This is a genomic window from Embleya sp. NPDC008237 (genome assembly GCF_042956465.1).
In the GTDB taxonomy this organism is placed as follows: domain Bacteria; phylum Actinomycetota; class Actinomycetes; order Streptomycetales; family Streptomycetaceae; genus Embleya.
Map to the genome: position 1 here is coordinate 235591 of NZ_JBIBGL010000007.1, position 25402 is coordinate 260992.

25 protein-coding genes and 1 tRNA gene are annotated in these 25402 nt (G+C 68.5%); 17 read left to right on the forward strand and 9 right to left on the reverse strand.

Going from position 1 to position 25402, the window contains the following annotated elements; genetic code table 11:
- Positions 1–133: 133 nt before the first annotated feature.
- Together ACFZBU_RS19975 and ACFZBU_RS19980 are read right to left on the reverse strand one after the other, a co-directional pair.
- Positions 134–790 (reverse strand): hypothetical protein, encoded by a 657-nt coding sequence (locus tag ACFZBU_RS19975; protein ID WP_391584942.1) that lies wholly within the window; start codon positions 788–790, stop codon positions 134–136.
- Positions 787–960, reverse strand: a complete 174-nt coding sequence (locus ACFZBU_RS19980) for a hypothetical protein (protein WP_391584943.1) — start codon at positions 958–960, stop codon at positions 787–789. The genes ACFZBU_RS19975 and ACFZBU_RS19980 overlap by 4 nt, the downstream gene beginning before the upstream one ends.
- Positions 961–1150: 190 nt before the next feature.
- Here ACFZBU_RS19980 and ACFZBU_RS19985 point away from each other — a divergent pair.
- The 3 genes from ACFZBU_RS19985 to ACFZBU_RS19995 all read left to right on the forward strand — a co-directional run bounded on the left by ACFZBU_RS19985 (position 1151) and on the right by ACFZBU_RS19995 (position 3450).
- Positions 1151–1234: transfer RNA gene (locus tag ACFZBU_RS19985), tRNA-Leu, on the forward strand.
- A 311-nt stretch (positions 1235–1545) separates the two neighbouring features.
- On the forward strand, positions 1546–2313 hold the full coding sequence (locus ACFZBU_RS19990) for a TylF/MycF family methyltransferase (RefSeq protein WP_078975348.1): 768 nt from the start codon (positions 1546–1548) through the stop codon (positions 2311–2313).
- A gap of 543 nt (positions 2314–2856) precedes the next feature.
- Positions 2857–3450 carry a DNA-binding response regulator gene (locus ACFZBU_RS19995; protein WP_391584944.1) on the forward strand — a complete coding sequence of 198 codons (594 nt, stop codon included), beginning with the start codon at positions 2857–2859 and terminating at the stop codon, positions 3448–3450.
- A gap of 122 nt (positions 3451–3572) precedes the next feature.
- Here the strand turns inward: ACFZBU_RS19995 and ACFZBU_RS20000 are convergent, their stop codons facing one another.
- From ACFZBU_RS20000 to ACFZBU_RS20010, 3 genes are all read right to left on the reverse strand, one after another.
- Positions 3573–4421 (reverse strand): BTAD domain-containing putative transcriptional regulator, encoded by an 849-nt coding sequence (locus tag ACFZBU_RS20000; RefSeq protein WP_391584945.1) that lies wholly within the window; start codon positions 4419–4421, stop codon positions 3573–3575.
- Positions 4422–4610: 189 nt separating this feature from the next.
- Complete coding sequence (locus ACFZBU_RS20005; RefSeq protein ID WP_391584946.1) at positions 4611–5171, reverse strand: hypothetical protein; 561 nt, start codon at positions 5169–5171, stop codon at positions 4611–4613.
- A gap of 142 nt (positions 5172–5313) precedes the next feature.
- Positions 5314–6093 (reverse strand): cyclase family protein, encoded by a 780-nt coding sequence (locus ACFZBU_RS20010; protein WP_380036949.1) that lies wholly within the window; start codon positions 6091–6093, stop codon positions 5314–5316.
- Between the two features lie 172 nt (positions 6094–6265).
- On the opposite strand from ACFZBU_RS20010, the gene ACFZBU_RS20015 reads away from it, so the two are divergent.
- From ACFZBU_RS20015 to ACFZBU_RS20040, 6 genes are all read left to right on the forward strand, one after another.
- Positions 6266–6703, forward strand: coding sequence for a nuclear transport factor 2 family protein (locus ACFZBU_RS20015; protein ID WP_391584947.1), 438 nt, complete (start codon positions 6266–6268; stop codon positions 6701–6703).
- A gap of 41 nt (positions 6704–6744) precedes the next feature.
- Entirely contained in the window at positions 6745–7512 is a 768-nt protein-coding gene (locus ACFZBU_RS20020; RefSeq protein ID WP_391584948.1) for an SDR family NAD(P)-dependent oxidoreductase, read from the forward strand.
- Between the two features lie 170 nt (positions 7513–7682).
- Entirely contained in the window at positions 7683–8018 is a 336-nt protein-coding gene (locus ACFZBU_RS20025) for an antibiotic biosynthesis monooxygenase (RefSeq protein WP_078979214.1), read from the forward strand.
- 115 nt (positions 8019–8133) lie between these two features.
- Complete coding sequence (locus ACFZBU_RS20030) at positions 8134–9384, forward strand: beta-ketoacyl-[acyl-carrier-protein] synthase family protein (protein ID WP_391584949.1); 1251 nt, start codon at positions 8134–8136, stop codon at positions 9382–9384.
- A complete protein-coding gene (locus ACFZBU_RS20035) occupies positions 9381–10604 on the forward strand; it encodes a ketosynthase chain-length factor (protein ID WP_391584950.1) in 1224 nt (407 codons plus the stop codon). The genes ACFZBU_RS20030 and ACFZBU_RS20035 overlap by 4 nt, the downstream gene beginning before the upstream one ends.
- 21 nt (positions 10605–10625) lie before the next feature.
- The gene (locus ACFZBU_RS20040) at positions 10626–10883 is read left to right on the forward strand and encodes an acyl carrier protein (protein ID WP_391584951.1); all 258 of its coding nucleotides are present in this window, start codon (positions 10626–10628) and stop codon (positions 10881–10883) included.
- Positions 10884–11106: 223 nt separating this feature from the next.
- Here the strand turns inward: ACFZBU_RS20040 and ACFZBU_RS20045 are convergent, their stop codons facing one another.
- Positions 11107–12285, reverse strand: coding sequence for a hypothetical protein (locus ACFZBU_RS20045; protein ID WP_391584952.1), 1179 nt, complete (start codon positions 12283–12285; stop codon positions 11107–11109).
- A gap of 164 nt (positions 12286–12449) precedes the next feature.
- Between ACFZBU_RS20045 and ACFZBU_RS20050 the strand changes: the two genes are divergently transcribed.
- The 5 genes from ACFZBU_RS20050 (at position 12450) to ACFZBU_RS20070 (ending at position 17780) form a co-directional block, all read left to right on the forward strand.
- Positions 12450–13601 (forward strand): P450-derived glycosyltransferase activator, encoded by a 1152-nt coding sequence (locus ACFZBU_RS20050; protein WP_391584953.1) that lies wholly within the window; start codon positions 12450–12452, stop codon positions 13599–13601.
- 48 nt (positions 13602–13649) lie between these two features.
- Entirely contained in the window at positions 13650–14912 is a 1263-nt protein-coding gene (locus ACFZBU_RS20055) for an activator-dependent family glycosyltransferase (RefSeq protein WP_391584954.1), read from the forward strand.
- Positions 14913–15061: 149 nt separating this feature from the next.
- Positions 15062–15400, forward strand: a complete 339-nt coding sequence (locus ACFZBU_RS20060) for a muconolactone Delta-isomerase family protein (protein ID WP_391584955.1) — start codon at positions 15062–15064, stop codon at positions 15398–15400.
- A complete protein-coding gene (locus ACFZBU_RS20065; protein WP_391584956.1) occupies positions 15397–16572 on the forward strand; it encodes a hypothetical protein in 1176 nt (391 codons plus the stop codon). Before ACFZBU_RS20060 ends, ACFZBU_RS20065 begins: the two co-directional genes overlap by 4 nt.
- Positions 16573–16601: 29 nt before the next feature.
- The gene (locus tag ACFZBU_RS20070; RefSeq protein ID WP_391584957.1) at positions 16602–17780 is read left to right on the forward strand and encodes an aromatic ring-hydroxylating dioxygenase subunit alpha; all 1179 of its coding nucleotides are present in this window, start codon (positions 16602–16604) and stop codon (positions 17778–17780) included.
- Between the two features lie 199 nt (positions 17781–17979).
- Here the strand turns inward: ACFZBU_RS20070 and ACFZBU_RS20075 are convergent, their stop codons facing one another.
- The 3 genes from ACFZBU_RS20075 to ACFZBU_RS20085 form a co-directional block, all read right to left on the reverse strand.
- Positions 17980–19602, reverse strand: a complete 1623-nt coding sequence (locus ACFZBU_RS20075) for an FAD-binding oxidoreductase (protein ID WP_391584958.1) — start codon at positions 19600–19602, stop codon at positions 17980–17982.
- Positions 19603–19620: 18 nt separating this feature from the next.
- Positions 19621–20808 carry a cytochrome P450 gene (locus ACFZBU_RS20080; RefSeq protein WP_391584959.1) on the reverse strand — a complete coding sequence of 396 codons (1188 nt, stop codon included), beginning with the start codon at positions 20806–20808 and terminating at the stop codon, positions 19621–19623.
- 94 nt (positions 20809–20902) lie between these two features.
- Positions 20903–21406, reverse strand: coding sequence for a MarR family winged helix-turn-helix transcriptional regulator (locus ACFZBU_RS20085; RefSeq protein WP_391584960.1), 504 nt, complete (start codon positions 21404–21406; stop codon positions 20903–20905).
- Between the two features lie 103 nt (positions 21407–21509).
- On the opposite strand from ACFZBU_RS20085, the gene ACFZBU_RS20090 reads away from it, so the two are divergent.
- From ACFZBU_RS20090 to ACFZBU_RS20100, 3 genes are all read left to right on the forward strand, one after another.
- Positions 21510–22988: an MFS transporter gene (locus tag ACFZBU_RS20090; RefSeq protein ID WP_391584961.1), complete on the forward strand. Its 1479-nt coding sequence runs from the start codon at positions 21510–21512 to the stop codon at positions 22986–22988.
- Positions 22981–24837: a DEAD/DEAH box helicase gene (locus ACFZBU_RS20095; RefSeq protein WP_391584962.1), complete on the forward strand. Its 1857-nt coding sequence runs from the start codon at positions 22981–22983 to the stop codon at positions 24835–24837. The genes ACFZBU_RS20090 and ACFZBU_RS20095 overlap by 8 nt, the downstream gene beginning before the upstream one ends.
- A gap of 62 nt (positions 24838–24899) precedes the next feature.
- On the forward strand, positions 24900–25397 hold the full coding sequence (locus ACFZBU_RS20100; protein ID WP_391584963.1) for a hypothetical protein: 498 nt from the start codon (positions 24900–24902) through the stop codon (positions 25395–25397).
- Positions 25398–25402 lie beyond the last annotated feature (5 nt).

The window sequence follows — 25402 nt, forward strand, 5'->3', positions numbered from 1 at the left end:
CCGCGTACTCACCATCTCGCTCACACGAGCGAGAACAGGCGGCCCCCTGAGATGCTTCCCGTTCAGCCCGTGGCGTCGACCACGATGGTGATCCCGATCCACTCGTGCTCGATGCCCACCCGCGGCCGCGCCCTCAGGAATCCGACCCGAGCAGCCGGCCGAGCTGCTCCTGACAGCGATCGAGCCGGGCCTGAAGCAGGGTGACCTCGGCGACCAGCTGCGGTACGAGTTCGTACTCGCCGCGCACGTACGGGTTGGCGTCCGCGGCGACCGGCACCCCGGCCAGGCGCGCGTACGACCCGAACGACAAGCCCACGCGCCCGGCCGCACAGCCGGTACAGCTGCCGACCAGGCCGCGCCGGCCCACGACCCCCATACCCGCGTCGACCAGCAACTCCGCCGGGTTGCCGCACCCGCAGGCGCCGACCCACACCGAGGTGACGCGCTGTCTGCTGTACCGGAAGCCGCGTTCGAAGCGGATATAGCTGCCGAGCACGTCCACCCGCAGCAGTGCCGCGTGCCGATACTCGGTGACGCACATCAGCCCGCGCGCGTCCGCCTCGGCGGTCAGACAGTAGAACCCGCAGTCGCAGCGGGCCGCGGGCGGCCGATGTCGCCGCCCGTACGCACAGCGCGCCTCGGCCTCGACGTCGTACGCCTGACCACGCCCGATCGACACCCCGGCGAAGCCCGCCCGATCACCGTCCACCGACAACAACAGCGACGCGACCTTGAACCCCACGGGCGCGACACCCGGCCGCTCCTCGGGCAGCCGCCGCCGGCCGATCATCGCCCGGCGACCCCCGACGGCACCTCCACCGCAGGCGCCCCCGAGGCCCGCGCGTCGCCCCCTCGACCCTGCTTCGCCTCGGTCGCGGGCACGTCCCGCTCCCGCTCCTCCTCGATCCGCGTCGCCTGCTCCACGACCACACCCGTCGCCACCGGCCTGCCGAGCTGCATGGGATGCCCCTCCCGAATCGACTCCTCCCAGGATGTTCACCCGCCACAGCCGCACCCACACCCCCCGCCCGATCCCGACGAGACGCCCACGAGATCCCGCCAAACCAACCAACAGGTAACCGTGTCGCAAAGCTCTCCGGAACCTTGCTATCCTTGCGATGCACGCAGGGCTTCACCCCTGCGCCCACTCGTCCGGGTGGCGGAATTGGCAGACGCGCTAGCTTGAGGTGCTAGTGCCCGAAAGGGCTTGGGGGTTCAAGTCCCCCCTCGGACACACATGGTCGTTCTCGAGACGGCCTGGGATGAATCGACGAGATCCCGTTTCGACCGTTGAGGTCGGGGCGGGATTTCGGCATTTCGGGGCGTATTCGCGCAGGCCCGATGCCGATCGACGGGTGACCGCCCTCGGTGGCGCTCCAAGCGGGTTCGAGAGGAGTTCGAGGCGGGTCTGTGAGCTTGGGGCGATCCGGCGGATGGTTGCGGCGAGAAAGCATGGCGACGACTGGCCGTGTTTGCCGGCGGTGACCAACGGAAGCGGGCCGCCGTCGGCGGCCGTGGGCCGGTCGACACGAGGAAGGACATCCCATGAAGCCGGACGGGCAGCTGTCCGAGGGAGAGCTCTATCTCGACCTCTTGGAGAAGGTGGTCACCAATCTCGTCTACGGTGATGCCCCCATCCCGAACGAGTGGGTACCCGAGACGAGCTTCAACCCCGAGCATCGCGAGAACGGCCAGGACTGGCCGAGCATCGCCCACACGATGGTCGGGCTCAAACGCATCCGCAATGTGCGCCATGTGCTGGACCGGGTCGTCGAGGACGGCGTGCCCGGCGATTTCATCGAAACCGGTGTGTGGCGCGGTGGCGTCTGCATCTTCGCTCGCGGATTCCTGAAGGCGCACGGCATCACGGACCGGCGGGTCTGGGTCGCCGATTCCTTCGAGGGCATCCCCGACACCGGCGCGGACGGCCATCCCCTGGATCGGGAGATGGCGCTGCACCAGGCCAACGAAGTGCTCGGTGTCTCGCTGGAAACGGTACGGAGGAATTTCGAGCGCTACGGTCTTCTCGATGATCAAGTCCGGTTCCTGCCGGGCTGGTTCAAGGACACACTGCCGGACGCGCCGGTGCGGGCACTGGCCGTGATGCGGCTCGACGGCGACCTGTACGAGTCCACCATGGACGCGCTGGAGCACCTGTACCCCAAGCTGTCCCCCGGCGGGTTCGTGATCATCGACGACTACGTCGTGCCGGCCTGTCGAAAGGCCGTCGACGACTTCCGGGAGCGGAACGGTATCGAGGACGCGGTCCGAACGATCGACGAGCACAGCGTGTTCTGGCGCCGCGACGCCTGACAGCATGTGCGCCCACAGGGGCCGGCGGCCGATCCCGGCTGCCGGCCCCTGCTTGCGTGTTCCCCGCCGGCGCCCGGCCGGCGCGTGCTCACGGCGTCCGGAGAGAGATAACCCATTGCGTTGGAAACCGCGCAGACTGTGAACTTGTCCTGCCTGTGGACGTCTTCCCGCTGGTGACGGGGCCGATTACCGTCATGGGCATGACCAACGGGGTGTCTCGAATCGGGTCCAGCGTCGTCGACCACTTTGCCCATTGCGCTCTCGACAGTCCGAGACCGTGCCCCGGCCGCAGGCCGGATGTGCACGGTCGGTCGAGTCGGGCGTAGTCCGCAGGCTCCGCCATCGGTGTGCGTGACCGCCGAGGCACGAGCCGATGCGCGCTGCGGACTGGTCACAGGACGTCCATGGACGGACGGTCGCCGATGTTCCGATAAGCCGGTTCACGGGCACCTCGTCGGGCGAGGCAGCTCACGATCCCCTGTCGGCAGCGGCACGGTCCGATGATGCTCGACGAATTGTCGCGGCAGGTCGAAGGGGAAGAAATTGCCTAGAGTGCTGATCGCAGAAGAAAAGCACATGATCCGAGGTGCCCTGGCTGCACTTCTCCGGTTGGAACCGGACATGCAATTGGTCGCCGAGGTGGATCGCCAGGATTCGATTGTCCGGACCGCCATGGCCAGCCGTCCGGATGTGGCGATCCTGACTTCCGACGGGATGTCTGTCGCCGCCGAATTACATCGCAAATTACCAGAATGTCACACCCTGGTGCTGGCGTCGGAGGCCCGACCCTGGCTCCTTCGACAGGCGCTCTCGGCGCATGTTTCGGGGTTCATTCTCAATGATGAACCACCTGCCCAATTGGCGGAGACGATCCGAAAGGTGGTGGCCGGTGAACGGATATTCAACCCGGATCTCATGTTGAGGGCACTGGACACGGACGGGACACCGCTGACGGCCAGGGAGTTGGAGGTGCTGCGACTGCTCGCCAGCGGAGCGGAGTCGATCGACATCGCCAGATCCCTGTCCCTTTCGGTGGGCACCATCCGCAACTATCTGACCAGCGTCGTCACCAAACTCGATGCGCGGAACCGGGTGGATGCCATCAGAATCGCCTCCCAGGCCGGGTGGTTACCGTGACGAGTGCCGGCCGCAACCCACGGTGGAACGGTTTTCCGGGCGGGTGTGCGACGCCGGGCACCCGTCCCCGGTGCCCGGCCGCCTGCGTGCCGTTCCACCGGGGCCGGACCTCCTCGACAGGGTTACAAGCAGGATTGCACCGGCACCGAGCAGGCGATCGCGTGCCGCTCGAAGTCGAGCCCGTCCGCCACCTCGGACGAATCCAGCAGGGGGTCGCCCACCAGCACCGCCCGGTGCAGGCGGCGCAACCGAGGCGAGGGTTCCAGACCCAACTCCTCGATCATCGTGTCCCGCAGTTTGCGGTAGCTCTCCAGGGCGTTCCAGGATCGGCCCGAACGATGCAGGGCGATCATGAATTGGGCGCACAGGTTCTCGTGCATCGGATATTGCGCGGTCAGTGCGGTCAGCTCGCTGAGCAGCTCGGCGTGCCGCCCCATCCTGAGCCGGGCCGTCAGGCGTCCCTCCATCGCACCGATCCGGGCCTCGGTCAGTCGCATGACCTCCGGTTCGAGGATCCGCCCGACCTGCACGTCGACCAGCGGTGGCCCGTTCCACAGGCTCAGTGCCTGGGTGAACAGGTCCGAAGCGAGGCTGTCGTGACCGGAATCGACAGCCGCGCGGGCTTCGTTCGAGAGACGTTCGAACCGGTGGACGTCGACATCACCGGGCTCGGCGAGGAGAAGGTAGCCGCCGTGCCGCGTGACGATGACGTCCTTGGCCGTCCGCCGACGCTCCCGAGCCAGCGCCGCGTCGAGCTTCCTGCGCAGTTGGAATATGTAGGTCTGGAGAGTCGTCGCGGAGCTACGGGGTGGATTGTCACCCCATATCTCCTCGATGAGGGTCGCGACGCTGATCACGCGGTTTGCATTCAAGGCGAGCAGGGAAAGAACCTGCCTTGGCTTGCTTGCACTGGGGGTCAGGGAAACAGAGTTTTCCTGTGCGACGAGTGGTCCCAGGATCTTGATCCGCACGACAGGTAATTCCTTTTCGGTAGTCCCCTGTCCGCTCACGGGGTTGCCCCGGCAGGGTAAGGCGTGCAATCTCCGGTCACCCAACCCTGGCACGAGAGCGAGCGCCGCCGACAGTGACGCCTTCATCTCTCGATGTGAAATTCGAACCTGATGATTCGTGAGATCGTCATGCTCTCCAAATGATGAGTATCACGTCCCTTCGCCGCATTGCGGGGTGCTCGCGGGGTGGGTCGCGCCGGCGGGTGAATGCGCGGAATCCGCGTGCGTCGTGCTCCTGCGCGTGGCCGAAACCTGGGCCGTCGTGGTGCCCGTCTGGGTCCCGTCGGCGGCGAAGAGCTGCGAGACACCCGAACCCGTGAACGTGTCCGCCTGCTGGAGGGCCTGCTGGTTCACACCGACCCAACCGACGACGGTGCCCGACGGGTCGTGCACGTCGTGCAGGATCCTGAACGAGAAGCGGTTCGTCCCGGTCCGCCACCACGTGCCCAGGCCGCTGCCGCCGAATTCGCCGGGCCCGCCGAAGCTCATGCAGGCCACACCGCCGGCGGCGAAGGCAAACGTGGCCTGATGCCCACTGTCCGGCAACGTCACGGTGGCGTCCCAGGTCCCGATCGGCGTCGAACCGGTGGACGAGGGCGGAGCCTCCGCCCGGTGGGCAGCCGCGGGAGTGGGAAGCGATACGCCCAGGGCGAGGGCCAGGACGGCCGCCGGAACGGCGGTCGCGATCCTGCTTCGAACCGTGTGGGACATGGCGATCATCCTTTGTTGTCGTTCGGGTGGAGAGTCGTGCGTAGTGCGTAGTGCGCAGGCGCTTGCGTCCTGCGTCGGGTTCGGGTGCGCGTCACATCGGGGAGCCCCGGTGGCGCCGGGGCGAGACTCGGGCGGCCCGCTGTCAGTCCTCCATGATCGCGACCGCCCTGGCCCAACCGGCGCCCGCGCCGGTGATCTTCACCGGAAAGCAGGACACCAGAAAGCCGTACGGCTCGGGCAACGCGCCGAGATTGGCCAGGCGTTCGATCTGGCAGTACTCGCGGTCACGGCCGGCGACGTGGGCCGGCCACAACACCGACCGGTCACCGGTCTTGCGATACCGCTCGATGATGTTCCCGAACGGAGCGTCCAGGCTGAACGCGTCCGTGCCGATCACCCGTACCCCCAGATCGAGCAGCAGGTGTACGGCCGGACCGTCGAGGCCGGTGAAATCCGTGAAATATGCGGGGGTGCCCGCCCGCTGGTCGGCTCCGGTGTGCAGCAGCACGATGTCGTTCGGGGCAGGCGTGTAGTCGATTCGGGCGAACTCCTTTTCCAGGTGCGCGACTCCGACCGCTCCGACCTCGGCGTCGGTCAGGTCGAGCACGACGCCGCGACCGTAGAACCACTCCACCGGCATCTCGTGGATGTGCCGCGGAACCCCGGTGCCGTAGCCGGCCACGGACCCGTAGTGCGAAGGGGCGTCGACATGGGTGCCGGTGTGGGTGGTGAGGGTGATCCGGTCCAGGGAGAGAAATTCGCCGTCGGGCAATTCGTCCGGGTCGAACTCGATCCCGAAATGTTCGCGCATCTCCGCGCTCATGTGCAGGGCACCCTCCCGAGGCGTGAGTACCTCGTGCACCACGGGGTCCGCCTCATAACCCCCGGCATCCACGGGCGAGGAAAGATCGATGATTCGCACGGCCACCTCCGGGTGTCTCGACAGGACGCACCGTCGCCCGAAATGTTGCCGCCGGTCGCTAGAGGTGCGTTGGAGCATCGCTGTAACGCCGACTCGAGTGAGGTTCGAACCGCCTGTGGCAGCGTGCGGACACGCAGGCCGTTCCCGTACCGCGACGGAAGGCAGGAGAACCGTGTCCGTAGGGATCGATCATCCGAATTTCGAAAAGATCTACGCCGAAGTGCAGCAGTTCTACGCCCGGCATATCCAGCTGATGGACGAGGGCCGGGCGGAAGAGGCGGCACTGACCTTTGCCGAGGACGCCTTCATGCTGTCCCCGCCGAAGATCGCCGAGCCGATTCGCGGCCGGGCGGAACTCGGTGCCCGTTTGCGGGAAGCCGCGGACACGTTGAGCGCGGAAGGGGTGCGCTATCGGCGTTGTCACACGATGATGACGGTGGAACCGCAGCCGGACGGTCGATTGTTCGTCCGGGCCTATGTACAGGTGGTCCGGACCCGGGGCGGTGAGTCCGTCCTGCACGCCATGTGCGTATGCGAGGACGTGCTGGTGCGTGAGGACGGCGAACTCAAGGTGCGCGAGCGCGTGGTGACCCGCGACGACTGCAGCTGAAATCGACTCCGGCTCTAGCGGCGGTATCTACCTTTCGTGACGTGATCGATTCCAAGAAGAGCACCTCTCCGCGCGGCGTGATCGTCACCGGCGGTGGCACCGGTATCGGTCGGGCCACCGCACGGGCATTCGCCGAACACCACGACCGGGTTCTCGTGGTGGGCCGCAGCGAGGACACGCTCGCAGAGACCGCCCAGGGATACCCGAATATCCATACCCTGTCCGTCGACATCACCGAGCCGGATGCCGCCGAGTCGATCGTGAGTACGGCGCTGAAAACGTTCGAGCGGATCGACGTGTTGGTGAACAACGCCTCGATCGCCGTTCCGGCGCCGTTGGAGAAGATCGATGCGGCGACGGCCCGGGAACAGTTCGAAGTGAACCTGTGCGCGCCGATCCTCCTCACCCAGCGGGCACTCGACGCGCTTGCGGAGACCCGCGGCACGGTGGTGAATCTCAGCAGCGCCGGCTCGCTCGGGCGCCGCGCGTGGCCGTATTTCTCGCTCTACGGCGCCGGCAAGGTCGCCATCGACTTCCTGACCAGAACCTGGGCCGTCGAACTCGCGCCGCGCGGTATTCGCGTCGTGGCCGTCGCTCCCGGGGTGATCGACACGGGCATGGGTCTGCGCATGGGTTCCACGCCGGCGGAGTACGCGGAATTTCTGGAAGGGATGAAACCTCGCACCCCGCTCGGCCGAGTCGGGCGACCCGAGGAGATCGCCTGGTGGGTACGTCAACTCGCCGAGCCGCAAGCCGGCTTCGCGACCGGCACGATATTCGCCGTCGACGGCGGCGCGAGCATCGTCTGAAAAAGTCGCGAGCATCGTCCGAAAAGTGTCGGGCCACGTGTGGATCGGTTCGTCCGCACGCCGGCTTCGAGCAGTCGAGTCAACGTCGACCCGCTTGCGAGAGATGCGGGGCAACGTTGGTGCCACCGGTACGAATGTCGATTCCATCCGAATGTCGAGGAGTGCTGCACATGTCGAGCGACAACTACGATGCCACCGGCAGCGGTGTGATCACTTTCGTCAACACTTTCACGGTGCACTGCCCGCCGGAGGAGTTCGAGAAGGTGTTCGTCGAGATATCCGAGTTCATGGCCGCCCAGCCGGGCTTCATCTCGTACTCCCTCTCTCGGCACGTCGACGAGGATAAACAGGATCGGTACGTCAACATCGCCCTGTGGACGGATGTCGAGTCCTGGCGGAACGCCGTCGCACATCCGGGTTTCCAGTCGCATGCCAAGGAGATCCGGGCCCGATCGACGAACGAGGGCAACCTGTACGCCCCGCGGCAAGCCTTCTCGGTGAAGTGAATTCCCCGCCGCGGGTCCGCCGGGCCGCCGGATCCGCGGCGGGGACGGTCCCGAAAGCCGAGGCCATACGCCGAGCGTGTTGTGAGGGCGATCAGAAATGAAGCGTCGTGTCGTAATGACCGGAATCGGAGTCGTCGCACCGGGCGGCACCGGTACCAAAAGATTCCTGGATGTGATTTCTTCGGGGCGCACCATGACCCGGCGGATCACGTTCTTCGATCCCGCCCCTTTCCGGTCGCAGGTCGCCGCCGAGTGCGCCTTCGATCCGGCGGCCGAGGGGCTTTCTCCGCAACAGATCCGGCGGATGGACCGGGCCGCGCAACTGGCGGTCGTCAGCGCCCGGGAGTCGTTGGCCGACAGCGGCTTGGATCTGGGACTGCTCGATCCCGCGCGGATCGGCGTGACCGTCGGCAGCGCGGTGGGCTGCACGATGGGCCTGGAGGAGGAGTACGTGGTCGTCAGCGACGGCGGTCGCACGTGGGAGGTCGACCAGAAGTACGCCGTGCCGCACCTGTTCAACTACTTCGTGCCGAGCTCCATCGCGGCCGAGGTCGCCTGGGAGGTCGCGGCGGAGGGTCCGGTGGCGACGATCTCCACCGGATGCACGTCGGGTCTGGACTCGGTGGGGCAGGCCGTGGAATTGATCGCGGACGGGGCCGCGGACGTGATGATCGCGGGCGCGACCGACGCGCCGATCTCCCCGATCACCATGGCGTGCTTCGACGCGATCAAGGCGACCACGCCGAGAAACGACGATCCGGCCACCGCGTCGCGACCGTTCGACCGGACCAGGAACGGGTTCGTGCTCGGCGAAGGGACGGCGATGTTCGTACTGGAGGACATCGACCACGCACGCCGGCGAGGCGCCCACCTGTATGCCGAGATCGCCGGGTTCGCTTCGCGCAGCAACGCCTTCCACATGACCGGTCTGCGGCCGGACGGCAAGGAAATGGCCGAGGCCATTCGGATCGCCATGGCCCAGGCCGAGACGACGCCGGAGGACATCGACTACATCAACGCCCACGGCTCGGGCACCATCCAGAACGACCGCCACGAGACGGCCGCCTTCAAGCGCAGTCTCGGCGAACACGCGTACTCGACGCCGATCAGCTCCATCAAGTCGATGATCGGCCATTCGCTGGGCGCCATCGGCTCGCTCGAAATCGCCGCGTGCGCACTCGCGATGGAGCACTCGATGGTGCCACCCACCGCCAACCTGCACGAGCCGGATCCGCAATGCGACCTGGACTACGTGCCCCTCGAAGCACGGGACCAGCGGGTGGACACCGTGCTCACCGTGGGCAGTGGATTCGGTGGGTTCCAGAGCGCGATGGTGCTGCGCAACCCGGAACGGAACCCGTCATGACGGTGGCCGTGGTGACCGGGATGGGCGTGGTGGCGCCGACGGGTCTGGGGACCCGACAACACTGGGCCCGCACGATGCGCGGGGAGGCCGCGATCGGCCGGATCACCGCCTTCGACCCGCAACGCTATTCCAGCACGCTGGCGGGTGAGATCAGCGGGTTCGTGCCCACCGAGCACCTGACCAAGCGACTGCTTCCGCAGACCGATCGCATGACCCAACTTTCCCTGGTGGCCGCCGATTGGGCCCTGCGGGACGCGGCGGTGGAGGTCGCGTCCCTCCCGGAGTTCGGCATGGGTGTCGTGACGGCCGGTTCGGCCGGCGGTTTCGAGTTCGGCCACCGCGAACTGGACAAGCTGTGGCGCAAGGGACCGGAGCACGTCAGCGCCTACCAGTCGTTCGCGTGGTTCTACGCGGTGAACACCGGCCAGATCTCGATCCGCGAGGGACTGCGCGGCCCGAGTGGTGTCCTGGTGACCGAACAGGCCGGTGGTCTCGACGCGATCGCGCAGGCCCGGCGACGGGTCCGCGACGGGACGGCGGCGATGGTCTGCGGCGCGGTCGACGGCTCGCCCTGTCCGTGGGGCTGGGTGGCGCACCTTGCCGGCGGCCGGATCAGCACCTCCGAGGATCCGCTGCGCGCGTACCTGCCCTTCGATGTCGACGCCGCGGGGTACGTGCCGGGCGACGGCGGCGCATTGTTCGTGCTGGAGGCCGAGGAAGCCGCACGGGACCGGGGCGTGACCTCGTGGCACGGCGAAATCGCCGGGTACGCCGCCACGTTCGACCCACCGCCGGATTCCGACCGGCCGTCGACGCTGCGCCGGGCGATCGAACTCGCCCTCGCCGACGCGAACATCGAGGCGGACGAGATCGACGTGGTGTTCGCGGACGGCTCGGGCCTGCCCGAACTCGACCGCGTGGAGGCGGATGCGCTGCGCGCGGTGTTCGGGCCGTACGGCGTGCCGGTCACCGTGCCCAAGACGATGACCGGGAGGCTCGGTGCCGGCGGAGCCGCCCTCGACCTGGCCACCGCCCTGCTGACGATGCGCCACGGGGAGATCCCGCCCACGGTGAACGTGTCCCGTCCGGTCCCGGAGTACGAACTCGACCTGGTGACCGAGCCGCGGCCCACGGCCGCCTCGGCCGTGCTCGTGGTGGCGCGTGGTTACGGCGGATTCAACGCCGCCATGGTGGTGACGAGGCGAAAGAGTGCCGGCTGAAGACGATGGGAGACGGACGAAATGAGTGAGTTGAGGCTGACCGACCTGGTCACGATCCTTCGGGAATGCGCGGGCGAGGACGAGATCTCGAACCTGGACGGGGACATCCTGGACGCGGAGTTCGGCGAGCTGGGATACGACTCGATCGCGATGCTGGAGACCGCGTCCCGGATCCAGATCCGGTACGGCGTGGTGTTGTCCGACGAGGAAGTGGCCGAGGCCACCAGCCCGCGTGTGCTGCTGCACCTGGTGAACCGATCGCTCGCGGAGACCGCGTAGCGAGGGTGCGGGCCGTCCTGCGGTGGGCTCGCACGACTCCCGAGTGTGAACAGCCCGAGAGTGAGCGGCCCGAGGCCGCACAGCGCGGGCCGAACAGCCCCGAGACCGAACCGCCCGAGGCCGATTCACCAAGGCGCCGCCACCCTCGACGAGGGTGGCGGCGCCTTGGTGCGCATGCGGTCCGGGCATGGATGCCGGCCGGTCGCGCCGGGTGTCGTCCGGGTCAGGACTCGCCCGCGTACCACAGCCGAGGGTCTTCGGTGCGCGGAATCCACGACGGCGGGCCCTGCTCGGTGTTGACGCCCTTGTCGAGCACGACGACGTTGTGGTGCACGTGGACGCCGGTCACCGTCAGCTCGGTCGTCGAAGGCGCACGATCCGCCGGGCGGATCTGCTCCTGATGGTTGAGCCCGTCGAGCAGCTTCTTGACGAATCCCATCGAGGTGGTGGTCGAGTCCAAGTCGGTGCTTCCGCCCCAACCCGGCCAGTAGGACGACTGGGTGTCCTCGATGATGTACCGCCCGCCCGGCCGCACATGCGGGAAGAGCTGTGCGAACGAGGTGAGCACGTGCTCACTGAAGTGGCTGCCGTCGTCGATCACCACGTCGAACGGGCCGTGTTCGCGGGCGAACCCGGCCAGGAACTCGGCGTCGCCCTGGTCGCCCTGCACGGTCTGCAGCCGGGGCTCGGTGATGCCGGTCTTGGGGTAGATGTCGAGTCCGTAGATCCGGCCCCGCCAGAAGTAGTGCTTCCACATGCGCAGCGACGCGCCGCCGAGATTCGGATCGTTGTACCCCCCGACCCCGATTTCCAGCACCTTCACCCGCCGGTCCCGCAACGGTTCGAGGTAGTGCTGGTAGTGCGGGGTGTACCAGTGCCCGCCCCACTTGTCCGCGTCGAAGCGCACCGCGAGTTCGGTGAGGTCGGTGAACCGCCGAGAGATCGCCTCCACGAGCTGATGGGCGGCCAGTACGGCGGACCGCCGTTGCCGCAGCCACGGGTCGTCGGCGGCAAGGCCGTGCGGCTCGGTCGAATCCGCGATCACCAGCTCGCGGGTGCCGTCGTGACGGCCCGGAGAGAACACCGCACGGAGCAGCTCCGACAGATCCTGCCGGTAGGTCGCCGGCGGTCGTGGTGCCCGGCCCGCCTCGACCTCGCACGTGCCCGCGCCGAGGGTGAACAGGTAGTGCAACCGCTCGTTGTCGAAGCCGAGATCCAATTGCACCGTCGTCTTCTCGATGGGCTCGGGAAGCAGCCGGGTCCGAGCCGATATCTCGCTCAAGAGAGCCTCGGCGACTGCCGCGGCGCCCAGTTCCGCGATCGCGGCGTCCGTGTCGGCCGGTGGTAGGTCGGCCGCGGTGATCAGCTCGCTCAGTTGATGGTCGTCCATGATCGGCTTCATGGCTCACTCCCCTGGAGATAGTCGTCCGGGCATAACGGCGCGCTTAGGGTCACTCGGGACGCTAGGCCCGATTCCTCGGACGCCGCTCAAGGGGTGCTTGATCACCTCGGACTGTTCGAGGGCGTCCCGAGGACGATTCGAGGGCCGCGGTCCACGGTGGGGGAGTGGCGATACGGACGGACAGTGAACTCGGCCGGTCCCTTCTGACGGAGCGGGGTATGCAATGGCTGTACGCACACGGCGGGGACCCCTACGCCGTGCTGATCCGCGCGGAGGACGACGACCGCGCGACGACGACCGCGCGGATCCGCGAGCTCGGGCCGCTCTACCGCAGTCACTCCGGTGCGTGGGTGAGCGGGAACTACGCGCTCGGCAGAAAGATCCTCGGTGATCCGCGGCTGGTTTCCCGCGTCTTGCACGGCCCCTGGGCGGGCGGGCCGGGGCCGGGCGAGGTGTTTTCCGCTCTTCCCGCGGTCGGGTTCGTTCCGGCGTGGGAGTCGGCCGACCCCGACCGGTGGGCGAGTATCGCCGAGCGGCGGTGCGCGGCGGTGCTCGGCCGGCTCGGCGATTCCTTCGACCTGGTAGCCGATCTGGTGCGCCCGGTCCTGGTCGGCGTGGTCGGCGAGGTCTTCGCCGTGCCCTCGGCGGAGCGCGCGGCGTTCGGCCGGTGGTGCGATTCGGCGGCGACGGCGCTGGACGCGGTGTTGTGCCCGCCGACACTCCCGCGGGCTCGGGCGCTGATCGACGCGGTCGAGGGCCTTCGCTCCCTGCCGGCCCGGTCGACCGCTCCGGACGAGGAACTGCGCGCCTTCGCGATGACGGCCTCCGTGGTGGGCCTGGAGACGACGGCGAACCTGCTCGCGAACACGATGCTCGCGCTGCTCGACCGACCGGACCGGTGGCGGCTTGTGTGCGCCGACCCGACGTGGGCGCGAAGCGCGGTGGAGGAGTCGTTGCGGCTCGATCCGCCGGTGCGGCTGGACAGTCGGATCGCGAACGAGGATCTGGAACTCGCCGGGCGGGCGATCACCGCGGGCAGCGAGGTCGTGGTGTGCCTCGAAGCGGCGCACACCGACCCCGAACTGCACCGTGACCCCGGGCACTTCGATCTGCGACGGGAAACCGTCGCCGACCATCTCTCCCTGTCCGGCGGGCCGCCCTTCGCGGTCGTCGCACCGCTGGTGCGGGCCTCGGCGGCGGCGGTGTTGCGGGTGCTGGCCGCTCGGCTGCCGGCCGTGCGCCGGGCCGGACCCGTGGTGCGACGCCTCCGGGCCCCGGTCACCCAGGGCATCGTGCGATTTCCGGTCGCCTGCTGAGATGCGCACCCCCGCAGCGAGCCACCCCCCTCTGGAAGGTCCTGCACCATGCGTGTTCTGATCACATCGCTCGCCGTCGAAGCACACTTCAACGGCGCGGTCCCGTTGGCGTGGGCACTGCGCGCGGCCGGGCACGAGGTCCGGGTGGCGAGCCATCCGGCGCTGACCGAGAGCATCACCCGGGCCGGGCTGACCGCCGTGCCGGTGGGCGCCGACCACGTCCACCACGAACTCGTCCGCGACCTCGGTGCCGAACTCGACACCTTCTACCGCGACATCGACTTCACCGGGGAACGCGGCGACGACTACGTCGCACTCAAGGGTGCCAACACGCTGCTCACCGCGACGTTCTACGCGCAGGCCAACAACGACTCGATGGTGGACGAACTGGTCGACTTCGCTCGGTACTGGCAGCCGGATCTGGTGATCTGGGAGCCGTTCACCTTCGCGGGCGCGGTGGCCGCGCGAGCCTGCGGGGCCGCGCACGCGCGGCTGCTCTGGGGACCGGATCTGTTCCTGCGGATGCGGACGGCGTTTCGGCAGCGGATGGAGCTCCTGCCTGCGGAGTCGCACGACGACTCGCTGGAGGAGTGGTTGACCTGGACTCTCGACCGCTTCGGCTGCGCCTTCGACGAGGAGGTGGTGGTCGGCCAGTGGAACATCGACCAGATGCCGCCCGGCGTCCGGCTGCCGTCGGGTCGGCCGACCGTCCCGATGCGCTATGTCCCGTACAACGGCCGGGCGGTGGTGCCGGCGTGGCTGCGCGAGCCGCCGCGACGACCGCGGGTCTGTCTGACCCTGGGGATCACCTCGCGAGACACCGACCATCCGAATCCGGTGTCGCTCGACGAGGTGTTCGAAGCGGTTTCCGACCTCGACATCGAGGTCGTCGCGACGCTCGACGCGGGGCAGCGCGCCGAGGTGACGCGGGTGCCGGACAACACTCGCGTCGTGGACTTCGTGCCGCTGCACGCGCTGCTGCCCGGTTGCTCGGCGGCCATACACCACGGCGGTGCCGGCACCTGGTCGACCGCCGCGGCGTCCGGGGTGCCGCAACTGGTGATCGCCGGGATGTGGGACAACGTGTATCGGGCCCGGCGGCTGGCGGATCTGGGCGCGGGCCTGTTCCTGCCGCCGGACGAACTCACGGCGGCCGGGCTGCGCGACGGCCTGGAACAACTGCTGACCAAACCGTCCTTCCGGGAGGACGCCCGACGCCTGCAGGCCGTGATCGCGGCCGAGCCGAGCCCCGCCGACGTGGTGCCCACCCTCGCGGAACTGGCCGGCCGGCACCGCGGAGCGCGCGGGTGACCGGCGTACGTCCGGGATTCTTCGAGTCCTGTTCGATCCGTCCTGTATTTCGCTCCCATAGCTTGCTGGCCGGAGCGGCGAACGCCTCGCACAGCACGGGGACGTGTCCTGCCGCCCGTGACATCGGCACCCATGAACGAGGAGGAGCGATGGCGTTGTTCGCCGTACTGGCGACGCAAGCACCTGCCGCGGGCGAAGGCGAGGAGTTTCGACGGCGGTTGCCGGAAGGGTTCGCCTACACGAAGAACCTGGTGGACAAGGGAGTGATCCGGCACAGCTGGGTCCGGGTCGGTGCGGGCGGCGGCCTGAACATCTACGACGTCGACTCGCACGAGGAGTTGCTGGCCGCGCTGTACGGCAACCCGGTCAGCCCGCACCTGAGCTTCGAAGTGATCCCGCTTGCCGAGCCCGGGAGCTTCGACCCGGCGGCCTACCTCCTCAAGTGGGCCGAGCCGTTCGGGGACGACTCCACGGGAGGCCGCGCATGACCGCCGACACCGACCTGCTCGATCGCGTCGTCCAGGCGGGGACCGCGCCCGACGCGGAGATCTTCGCCGTGGTCAAGGACGCCGGCCTCGGGGCCGTCGTCGGCGTCCTCGTCGAGGAAATCCTGTTCCGCTGCGACGCGCCGATCAACGTGATGCCCGTCGACATCGCCCTGGACGTCACGCACGAGAGCGAGCGGCATCGGACCGTTTTCCGGATCGTCCGGGACCGGCCGATCGCGATCCTGGACGGCGAGGAACCGGTGATCCGGCGAGAACTGCGGATGAACGTGGTGGACCTGGTGCGCCGGCTGTACGGGCGGGCGGACCACCCGCGCACCGGCGACTTCCACGACGCGTTTCTGCCGACCCGCCCCGCCGACCTGACCGAGCTGCCGGCGATCTTCGCCTCGACCAACCAGGCCTCCGGCGCCCTGCTGTCCGGCTGCACCGTTCCGCGGATCGACCTGGGCGCGCTCTCCGTCGCGTACGGCTCGGACAAGTGGGCGAGCTTCCACTGGTACACGGCGCACTACGAGAAGGAGTTCGCCCCCTACCGCGACCGGCCGGTGCGGATCCTGGAGATCGGCATCGGCGGATTCTCCGGTGAATTGGGTGGGTCGTCGCTGAAGATGTGGAAGAAGTACTTCCACCGCGGCACGGTCTTCGGACTCGACCTGTTCGACAAGTCCGAGCTGAACCAGCCCCGGCTGACCGCGTTGACCGGGGACCAGGGCGACACCGACGGACTGGTCGCCCTCGCCCGCGAGCACGGCCCCTTCGACATCGTCATCGACGACGGAAGCCACGAGAACGAGCACGTCCGCGTCTCGTTCGAGGCCCTGTTCCCCTATGTGCGCAGCGGCGGCCTGTACGTCATCGAGGACCTCCAGACGTCCTACTTCCCGAGGTTCGGCGGCACCGCCGACAAGGTCGCCGGCCCGGACACCTCGGTCGGGCTGGTCAAGAGCCTGCTGGACGACCTCCACCACCGGGAGCACGCGACGTATCCCGGGCACCCGACGAGCGTGACCGAGGAGTCGGTGGTCGGAGTGCGCGTGTATCGCAACGTCGCGTTCATCGAGAAGGGCGTCAACGGCGAGGACGGCATTCCTCGGTGGATGGACGACGAGGCGTGGATCGCCCTGGGCGCGATACCTCCGTCGGCGGACTGACGGCGGACCGAGACAGAGGGAGAAGCAGCATGGGTCAGAGCCGGCCTTTGCACAAGAGCACGCCGAGCGACGTCGAGTCGGATCCGTCGACCGCGGAACTCCTGGCGGAATTACGCGAGTACCTCCGGCCGGACCCGCCCGCGATCGGGCTGCCGCCGCAGGTGTTCACCTCGCCCCGACTGTACGAAGCCGAACGGGCCCGGATCTTCGCGAGTTCGTGGATCATGGTGGCGCACCGGGACCAGTTGGCGAACCCCGGCGACTACCTCGCGCTGGACATCGCCGGTGAACCCGTCATGGTCACGCGCGGCGAGGACGGGCGGCTGCACGGCATGTCGCCGATCTGCCGGCACCGGATGATGCCGCTGGTGGAATCCGGCGCCGGGAGTGCCAAGGACTTCACCTGTCCCTACCATCTGTGGCGCTACCACCTCGACGGCACCCTCGCGGGTGCGACCCACATGCGCGGCAACCCCGATTTCGACCCCGCCGCCTGCCGGCTGCCCGGCTTCGCCGTCGAGGAATGGCACGGCCTGGTGTTCGTCAACCTCGACGCCGGCGCCGCTCCCCTGGACGGCTGGATGGCCGATGTGGAAGGGGACCTGGCCAACTACCGCCTCGACGAGATGGTCCAGGTCGTCTCGTGGACCGAGGAATGGAAGTGCAACTGGAAGATCGCGGTGGAGAACGGCCACGAGAACTACCACGCGATCGGCTTCCATCCGAATACCGTCAAACCGCTGATGACGGGTGGCATCGACATGGAGGTGCGCGCCGACTCGACGTTGATGACGCGTCTGCTCACCCGGACGGAGGTGCCGATGGAGACGTCCGTCCTGCCGTTGACCGACGAGGAGAAGAAGATCCTCTTCAGCTTCCGGTTGTTCCCGTGCAGCAGCGTCGCGACCTTCGGCGAGAGCGTCGCGTGGATCAGCCTCATCCCGCTCTCCCTCGATCGGACGGAGGTGCGCGGCGGCACGCTGATGCCGGCGGCGGCGCTCGAAGGCGCCGACGTGGAGGCGATCCGCAAGCAGACCGAGGCATTCACCGGCGTGATCAACGCCGAGGACCGGCGCGGTCTCGAAGCCGTCCAGCGCACGGTCGGCTCGCGTTTCATCCAGCGCGGGCACCTCAGCCCCAAGGAGCCCGGGCTCCTCGCCTTCTACCGGAATCTGGCCTTCGCGCTGACCGAGGCAAACCCGGCCTAGCCTGGCGGACCGGGTCAGATGTCGGGTTCCGGTTCCCGCCGCGTGCGCGGCGGGAACCGGAACCGCTGTTCTCGGGCCGATGCGGTCGCCGGGGACGGGCCCACTCGTGCTCGTCCCCGGCGACCGTGCCCGCCCGCGGCCGCGCCGCATCGAGGCGGCCGTCCCGGCGCGGGCTCCGGGGCCGCATCCGGGGATCGGATCAGTCCGGCGGCCGGATCGACAGGCCGTGCCGGAAGACGTTCCGCGGATCCCAACGCGCCTTCGCCCGTTGCAGCCGCGGGTAGTTGTCCTTGTAGTACAGGGTGTGCCAGGGCGTGCCCGAGGTGTTCCAGCGCGGATCCGCCAGGTCTGTATCCGGGTAGTTGATGTAGGAGCCGTCGTTGATCTCGCCGGGGACGGGGACGCCACCCGTGTCGGCGTAGACGTCCCGATAGAACCCGCGGATCCAGGCGATGTGCCGGTCGTCCGCCGCGGCATCGGTCCAGGTGTCGAGATAGAACGCCTTGAGGACCGCGCTCCGCTGCGCCGTGGCCGTGGCATCGGGTGGCACCGCCGAGACCTTCCCGCCGTAGGCGGCGAACAGGACACCGGCGGCGGGGTTGTCGTAGCTCTCGTCCACCAGCCGGCGATAGACGGCGTCGATCTGGGAGTCGGCGAACGCCTTCCGCAGATACGCCGCCTTGCACTTGGCACGCAACCCGAAGACGTTGCCGCCCCCGCGGGGGTACAACATCGACCGCAGCCACGGTGTGGTGCGCACGTCGTGCGTGTACGGCACCCCGACCCCGTCGTCGAGCGCCGCCAGGTAGTCGCGCAACAGCCCCTCGGCGCCCGGGAGTCCGGCGTCGATCTGGGTGCTCAGGGTGAACACACCCGACTGCTTGCGCAAGGCGGTCATGATGCTGAACAGGGCCGCGTGCGGTGCGTCCGGTTCGTTGTGCCGTTCGTGCCAGCGTCCGTGGTTGCGCAGCAGTCGCCGGAAGGACTGTGGCGTCATCTGTGGCCACGACCATTGCACGTAACTGTCCAGCACCTCGGCGGGCGGGGCGGGCAGCAGTCGGGCGGGGTCGCGGCTGTCGATCCCGGGGGTGCGGAACCAGTACCGGGTGACGATGCCGAAGTTCCCGCCGCCGCACCCGGTGTGCGCCCACCACAGTTCCCGGTTCGGGTCGGTGGGCTCACGCGTGGCCACCACGCTTTTGGCGGTGCCCGAGCGGTCCACCACGACGACCTCGACGCCGTACAGGTGGTCCACGACGCAACCGTGCAGCCGGGTCAGCGGACCGTACCCGCCGCCGAGCACGTGTCCGCCGATGCCGACGGTCGAGGTCTGCCCGGCGGGGATGGTCACGCCCCAGCCCTTGAGGAGGGTGCGGTACACGTTGCCGAGCAGCGCACCGGGTTCGATGGCGAAGGCGGCGCGTTGTTCGTCGTAGCCCACGGCGGTCATCTCGGACAGGTCGACGAGCACCTGGGTCGCGGGGGAGTCGACGAAGTCCTCCAGACAGTGGCCGCCGCTGCGGGCCACCACCCTGGCGCCGGTACGCACCGCGTCCTGGACCGCCCGCACCACCTGAGCGGTCGAGCCGACCACCCGGACCTCCCGGGGACGGCAGTGGAACCGGGCGTTCCCCGCGGTGGTCAATTCGGCGTAGCGGGGGTCGCCCGGGGCCACCGCCACCGGGCCGAACACCGGTGCGCACGCCCGGGTCGAGAAGTCGGCCGGCGACGCGGCGGCGGCCTCGGCCGGCGAGAGGCCGGTCGCGAGACCGTACAGCCCCGCCCCTCCGGCCAGCAGTCCTCTGCGGGATACGTCAGTCATGGCAGGCTCCGGGCCGGTTCACGCGCGAAACAGGTCGAGCGGGAGCACCTTGGCGCCCTGGAAGCCCCGCGGATCGTGGTAGACGAGGCGCTCGCCGGCGGGCACCTCGAAATCGCGGTAGCGAGACAGCAGGGCGCGCAGCGCGATCTTGACCTCCAGCCTGGCCAGCGGCGCGCCGAGACAGAAGTGCACGCCCATGCCGAAGGACAGATGCCGGATCGGGTCGCGGTGGATGTCGAACGTGTCCGGGTTCTTGAATTCGCTCTCGTCCCGGGTGACCGACGGGAGCGCCACGCTGACCTGCGAGCCCGCGGGTATGTCCCGACCTCCGAGGTGCACCGTGCGAAGTGCCTTGCGGTCCAGCCACACCAGCGGTGAGCGGTAGCGCAGCACTTCCTCGATCATGGCCGGGATCAGTGCCGGGTCCTCGCGCAACTGCCGAGCGGCCTCGGGGTTTTCGTCCAGGCACAGGATCGCGTTGCCCAACAGCGTGCTCGTGGTCAGGTGGCCGGCGATCAGCAGCAGGGCGAGAAAGCCCACGATCTCCTGGTCGTCCAGCGTCACGCCGTCGGTTTCGGCGGCGATCAGGTCGGCGATCAGGCCCTCTCGCTGCGAAGTGCGGTATTCGCGCACGTGGTTGAGCAGGTACGCGTTCATCTCGCGAATCGACGGGGCCATCGCGGCCACGCCCTCCTCGCTGAAGATGGCGTCGATGCCGTTGTCCACGAGCAGCGCGTCCGCCCACTTCCGGAAGAGCCCGCGGTCGGACACCGGCAGCCCCATCACCTCGGCGATGACGGTGACCGGCAGGGGATGTGCCAGATCGGCGACCAGATCGATGCGCTCGCGGTCGCCGATCGCGTCGAGCAGTTCGGCCGCCACCGCTTCGATCCGCGGTGCCAGCCCGGTGACGAAGCGGGGCGTGAAGCCCTGGCTGACCAGGCCGCGCAGCTCCCGGTGGCGCGGTTGGTCCATGTTCTGGAAGTTGCCCTTCGAGAACGTGGCCAGGTCCTCGTGGTACGGGATGAACTCGCTGAGGTCGTTGGAGAAGGAGTTCGCGTCGGTTGCGACGGTCATCGCGTCGGCGAAGCGGAAGACCCGCCACCGCCCGGTTTCCTCGTCCAGGCCGACCGGCTCGGTGCGCCGTTTGTGCCGGAACAGCGTGAACAGTTCCTGCATCTCTTCGGAGATGTGCGGTCCACCCATCGAGCTTCACTCCTCGCGTTGCGGAAGGAGACGGAGGTTCCGATGCATCCCATCGGATCCCTCTCGAAGTTCGGTGGAAGATCGCTTTACGCGCTCAGCCGTCGGGATGCGCGGATCGCAGCCGGTCGACCTCCGCGGCCGCGCTGTCGCGAGCCACCTCGACGAAACGCAGCAGGGTACGGAGCTGGTCGTCGTCGAAGGGCGTCAGGTCGTCGCGGGTGCGCGCGGTCAGGCCCGCGTAGTAGGCCGTGATCCGGTCGAGTCCTTCCATAGTCGGTTCGATGACGACCCGTCGCCGGTCGTTGGGGTCCGGAACCCGCTTGACGCAGCCGGCCTCGGTGAGCCGGTCGATCATCCGCGACGCCGCGCCGGGGGTGAGGCCCACCCGTCTGGCCAGGACGCTGGAGGTGGCCGGCCCGTCCTGGTGCAACGCGTGCAGACAGTGGAAGTCGGTCGCCACGACCCCCATGCGGTCGGCGATCAAGCCGTTGATCTGGATCAGCTGGGTGATCCATTCCGGCAGCGCGGTAATGACCCGAGATGCGAGGTCCTCTCTGGATGCATCGGTTTCGGCGTTTTCCTGCTGGTTCTTCGTCATGTTGACACGACCCGATCGTCTCACTAGATTGCGTCGCACAATAAGTGCGCCGCACAACAAGTGTGCTGCGCAATATAATTGCGTTCGATTCGAGGAGCAAGTGTTGTCCATCGAGCCCACCGCACCGATGGCGACCCGAGGCCGCACCCTGGCCCTACTCGTCATCCTGCTCGCGACGTTCATCGACCTCATCGGTGTCACCGTCCTCAACGTCATCCTCCCGTCCATTCAAACCGATCTGGACGCGAGCCCGGCCCAGCTGCAGTGGATGCAGGCGGGTTACACCCTGGTGCTGGCAGTGGGCATCGTCAGCGGCGCCCGGCTGGGCGACATGCTCGGCCACAAGCGCGTCTTCATCGCCGGCATGGCGGGCTTCGCGGCCTCGTCGGCCCTGTGCGCCCTGTCGGTGGGACCGGAAATGCTGGTCGGCGGGCGAGTGGTGCAGGGCTTGTTCGCCGCGCTGGTGATTCCCCAGGTCCTGTCCCAGATCCAGATCATGTACGCCTCGAACGAACGTGGCGGCCCGATGGCGGCCTACTCGTCGCTGTCCGGTCTCGCCGCGACGCTGGGGCCCGTCCTGGGTCCGCTGCTGCTCAAGTCGGACCTGGCCGGGTCCGGCTGGCGGATGGCCTTCTGGGTGAACGTCCCGCTCGGCCTGTTCGTCGTGGTGGCCTCGTGGAAACTGCTCCCGGAAAGTCGGGCGACCCACGCCGCCCGGATCGACGTGCCGGGCGTGATCCTCGCGTCGGTGGGCCTGGTCCTGGTGTTGTATCCGCTGATCGACTCGGCGGGCAAGACCCCGTGGCCGGCGTGGACGTACGGGTCCATCCTGGCGGGTGTGGCCGTGCTCGTCGGATTCGTCTTCTACGAACGGCGGGTCGGCAGTCGCGGTGGGTCCCCCCTGGTGGAGATGTCGCTGTTCCGGTTCCGCTCGGTACAGGGCGGCCTGCTCCTGCAACTGCTGTTCTTCGTCCCCGCGATGGGCTTCTTCCTGGTCTTCATGTTGTTCCTCCAGAACGGCATCGGCATGAGCCCGATGCGCGCGGGTCTGACGATGCTGCCCTGGTCGGTGGCGGTTCCGGTGTTCGCCACCCTCTCCGCGGCGGTGCTCCTGCCCAGGATCGGCCGGATGACCGCGCAGATCGGACTGGTCGTGATGGCGATCGGCTTCGCCATGGTCGCGCTCGCCGCCGGCGGCGCCACCCCCGACACCGACTGGACGGACATGTTCTGGGGCGTGCTGGTCGGCGGCGCGGGCATGGGCATGCTCGTGGCCCCGCTGATGCAACTGACCCTGACCGATGTGCCGATCGAGTTCGCCGGATCGGGATCGGCCCTGTACAACACCGTCACCCAGTTGGCCGCCTCGATCGGTGTGGCCGTGATCGGTACCGTCTTCTTCACCGAACTCAAGGGCGTCGGGCAGACCTCCGCCGAGCTCGCCGACGGGTACGGCAGTGCGATGGCGACCTCGTTGTGGCTGGGAGTGGGCCTGCTCGCGGTTGCGTTCGCCAGTAGCTTCCTGTTGCCGCGTGGACCGGTTGCGGCCCCGGCACCCGACGTCGAGGTGGTCAATGCCTGAGTTGCCCGGACGACTGCAAGCCGTCTTCGTCCCCGCCGAGAGCGCGATGGCCTGGTGGGGTGTCACCGACCTCGAACCGGCCGTGCGCGAACACGGGCTGCCCGAAGGCCGTCCGAGCACCTGTCGCCTCGCCCTCCCCGACGGGGACCGGGTGGTGCCGGCCACCGTCGCGGTTCGACTCGCGGAGCTCGACGACGCGCTGCCGGCCCTGTCCGCCCTCGACCCCGACCGCCCGACGATCGGTGCCTCCATGCGGGCCTGGCGGGTCGCCGCCACCCTGCCGCACGACGCCGACGACGCCTTCGCGGACCTGGGCGCGCGCATGCCCACGGCCGCGCACGCGCTCCTCGGCTTCCAGGAGACCACCATCTTCTCGGCCTCCGCTCTGCTCGGCCGCTTTCGACAGACGGTGGCCACCCACACCGCGTTGCGCTCCACGAGCATCCGGGCGGAGCTGCGCCCCTACCAGATCCACGGCGTGGCCTGGCTCCGCAGCGTGCCCGGTCTCGGCGGCGGGGCGATCCTGGCCGACGAGATGGGACTGGGCAAGACCCTGCAGGCGATCTGCCTGCTGGCCACCCGCCCGCCCACCGGCCCGCACCTGGTGGTCTGCCCCACCTCCCTGATCGGCAACTGGCAACGCGAACTGGCCCGCTTCGCACCGGACACACCCGTGATCGGCTATCACGGATCGCGCCGTACCCTTCCGGACTCCCTCCCGCCCGGATCCGTGGTCGTCACGAGCTATCCCATGCTCCGCACGGACGGCATCCTGACGGAGACCAAATGGGACGTGGCGATCTTCGACGAGGCGCAGCAGATCAAGAATCCGGACGCGCTCGTCAGCAAGGCCGCCAATCGCCTGTCCGCCGAGGTCCGGATCGCCATGACCGGCACCCCGGTGGAGAACCACCTCGAGGAACTCTGGTCGATCCTCAACATCACCAGCCCCGGCCTGCTGGGCAGCCGCGCCCGGTTTCGACAACGCTTCGCGGCCCCCATCGAACAACGCCGCTCGGCGACCGCGGCGGCGGCCCTGAACGCGCTGGTCGCACCGCGGCTGCTCCGCCGCACCAAATCCGAGGTGGCGACCGAACTGCCAGCCAAGCAGTACTCGACGATCGTCTGCACCGTGACCGAGGAGCAGTCCCGCCTGTACCGGGAAGCCGTCGACCGGGCCTTCACCGACGGGTTCGGCAGCGGCATCGGGCGGCGGGGCCGGATCCTGGCGCTGCTCACCTCGCTCAAGCAGATCTGCAATCACCCCGCCCAGTTTCTGCGTGAGGAATCCGCGACACCCGGCCGTTCCGGCAAGTTCGACCGGGCCACGGAGATGCTGGCCGAAATCGTCGAAGAGCGCGACCGTGCCCTCGTCTTCACCCAGTACCGGGCGATGGGCGAACTGCTCTCCGGTGCCCTGTCCGCCACCCTGGGCACCGGGCGCATCCCGTTCCTGCACGGTGGCCTCTCCCTCGAACGGCGAGACCGGCTCGTCCGGGCCTTCCAGGAGGACGACGACGCGCCACCCGTCCTGCTCCTGAGCCTGCGTGCCGCCGGATTCGGGCTCAACCTCACCCGCGCCACCCACGTCATGCACTACGACCGCTGGTGGAACCCCGCGGTGGAGGAGCAGGCCACCGACCGGGCCCACCGCATCGGCCAGGACCGCACCCTCAACGTCCACACCCTCGTCACCGGAGGCACGATCGAAGACCACATCGCACAGATGCACGACAGCAAACGCGGATTGGCCGACATCGTCTCCGGCAACACCGAAGCCGCGCTGGCCGACCTGTCCGACGAGCAACTGCACGCCGTACTCAACCTCGACCTCGGAGCCCTCACCTGATGCCTGCCGAATTCGGAGCCACCCCCTGGGGCCGAGTCTGGATGCGTACGGTGGAATCCACCGTGGTGGCTGCACCCAACCCCCTCCTTCCGAAGGCGCGCAGTCTCGCGCGCAACCACGCCGTCACGCTGACCGTCGAGGGTGGTCGGATCGACGCCGCCGTGGTCACGTCCGGCCGACCCCACCGGGTCCGGATCGATGTGCCGCGCTGGTCCGCCAGGGAACAGGCGGACGCCGAGCGGCTGATCGCCGAAGCCCTTGCCGACCACCGCGGACTGGCGCCCGGAGACCTGCCCGACACACTGGAGGCGGATCTCAGACACCACGACGTCGGCATCGCGCCGGCCCTCGCCGACCTGGACGCCGGCTGCGAATGCCGAACCCGGCAACGCCCCTGCGTCCACGTGCTGACCACGCTCTACGCGCTGTCCCAACAGCTGGACGAACGCCCGGTACTGGCCGTCGAGTTGCGCTCTTCGGGCGCGAAACCCGCCACACCGCCCGATCCCGACCGGATCGAGATCACCGCCATCGACGTGGCGGGCTTCTACGGAGACTGACCGCC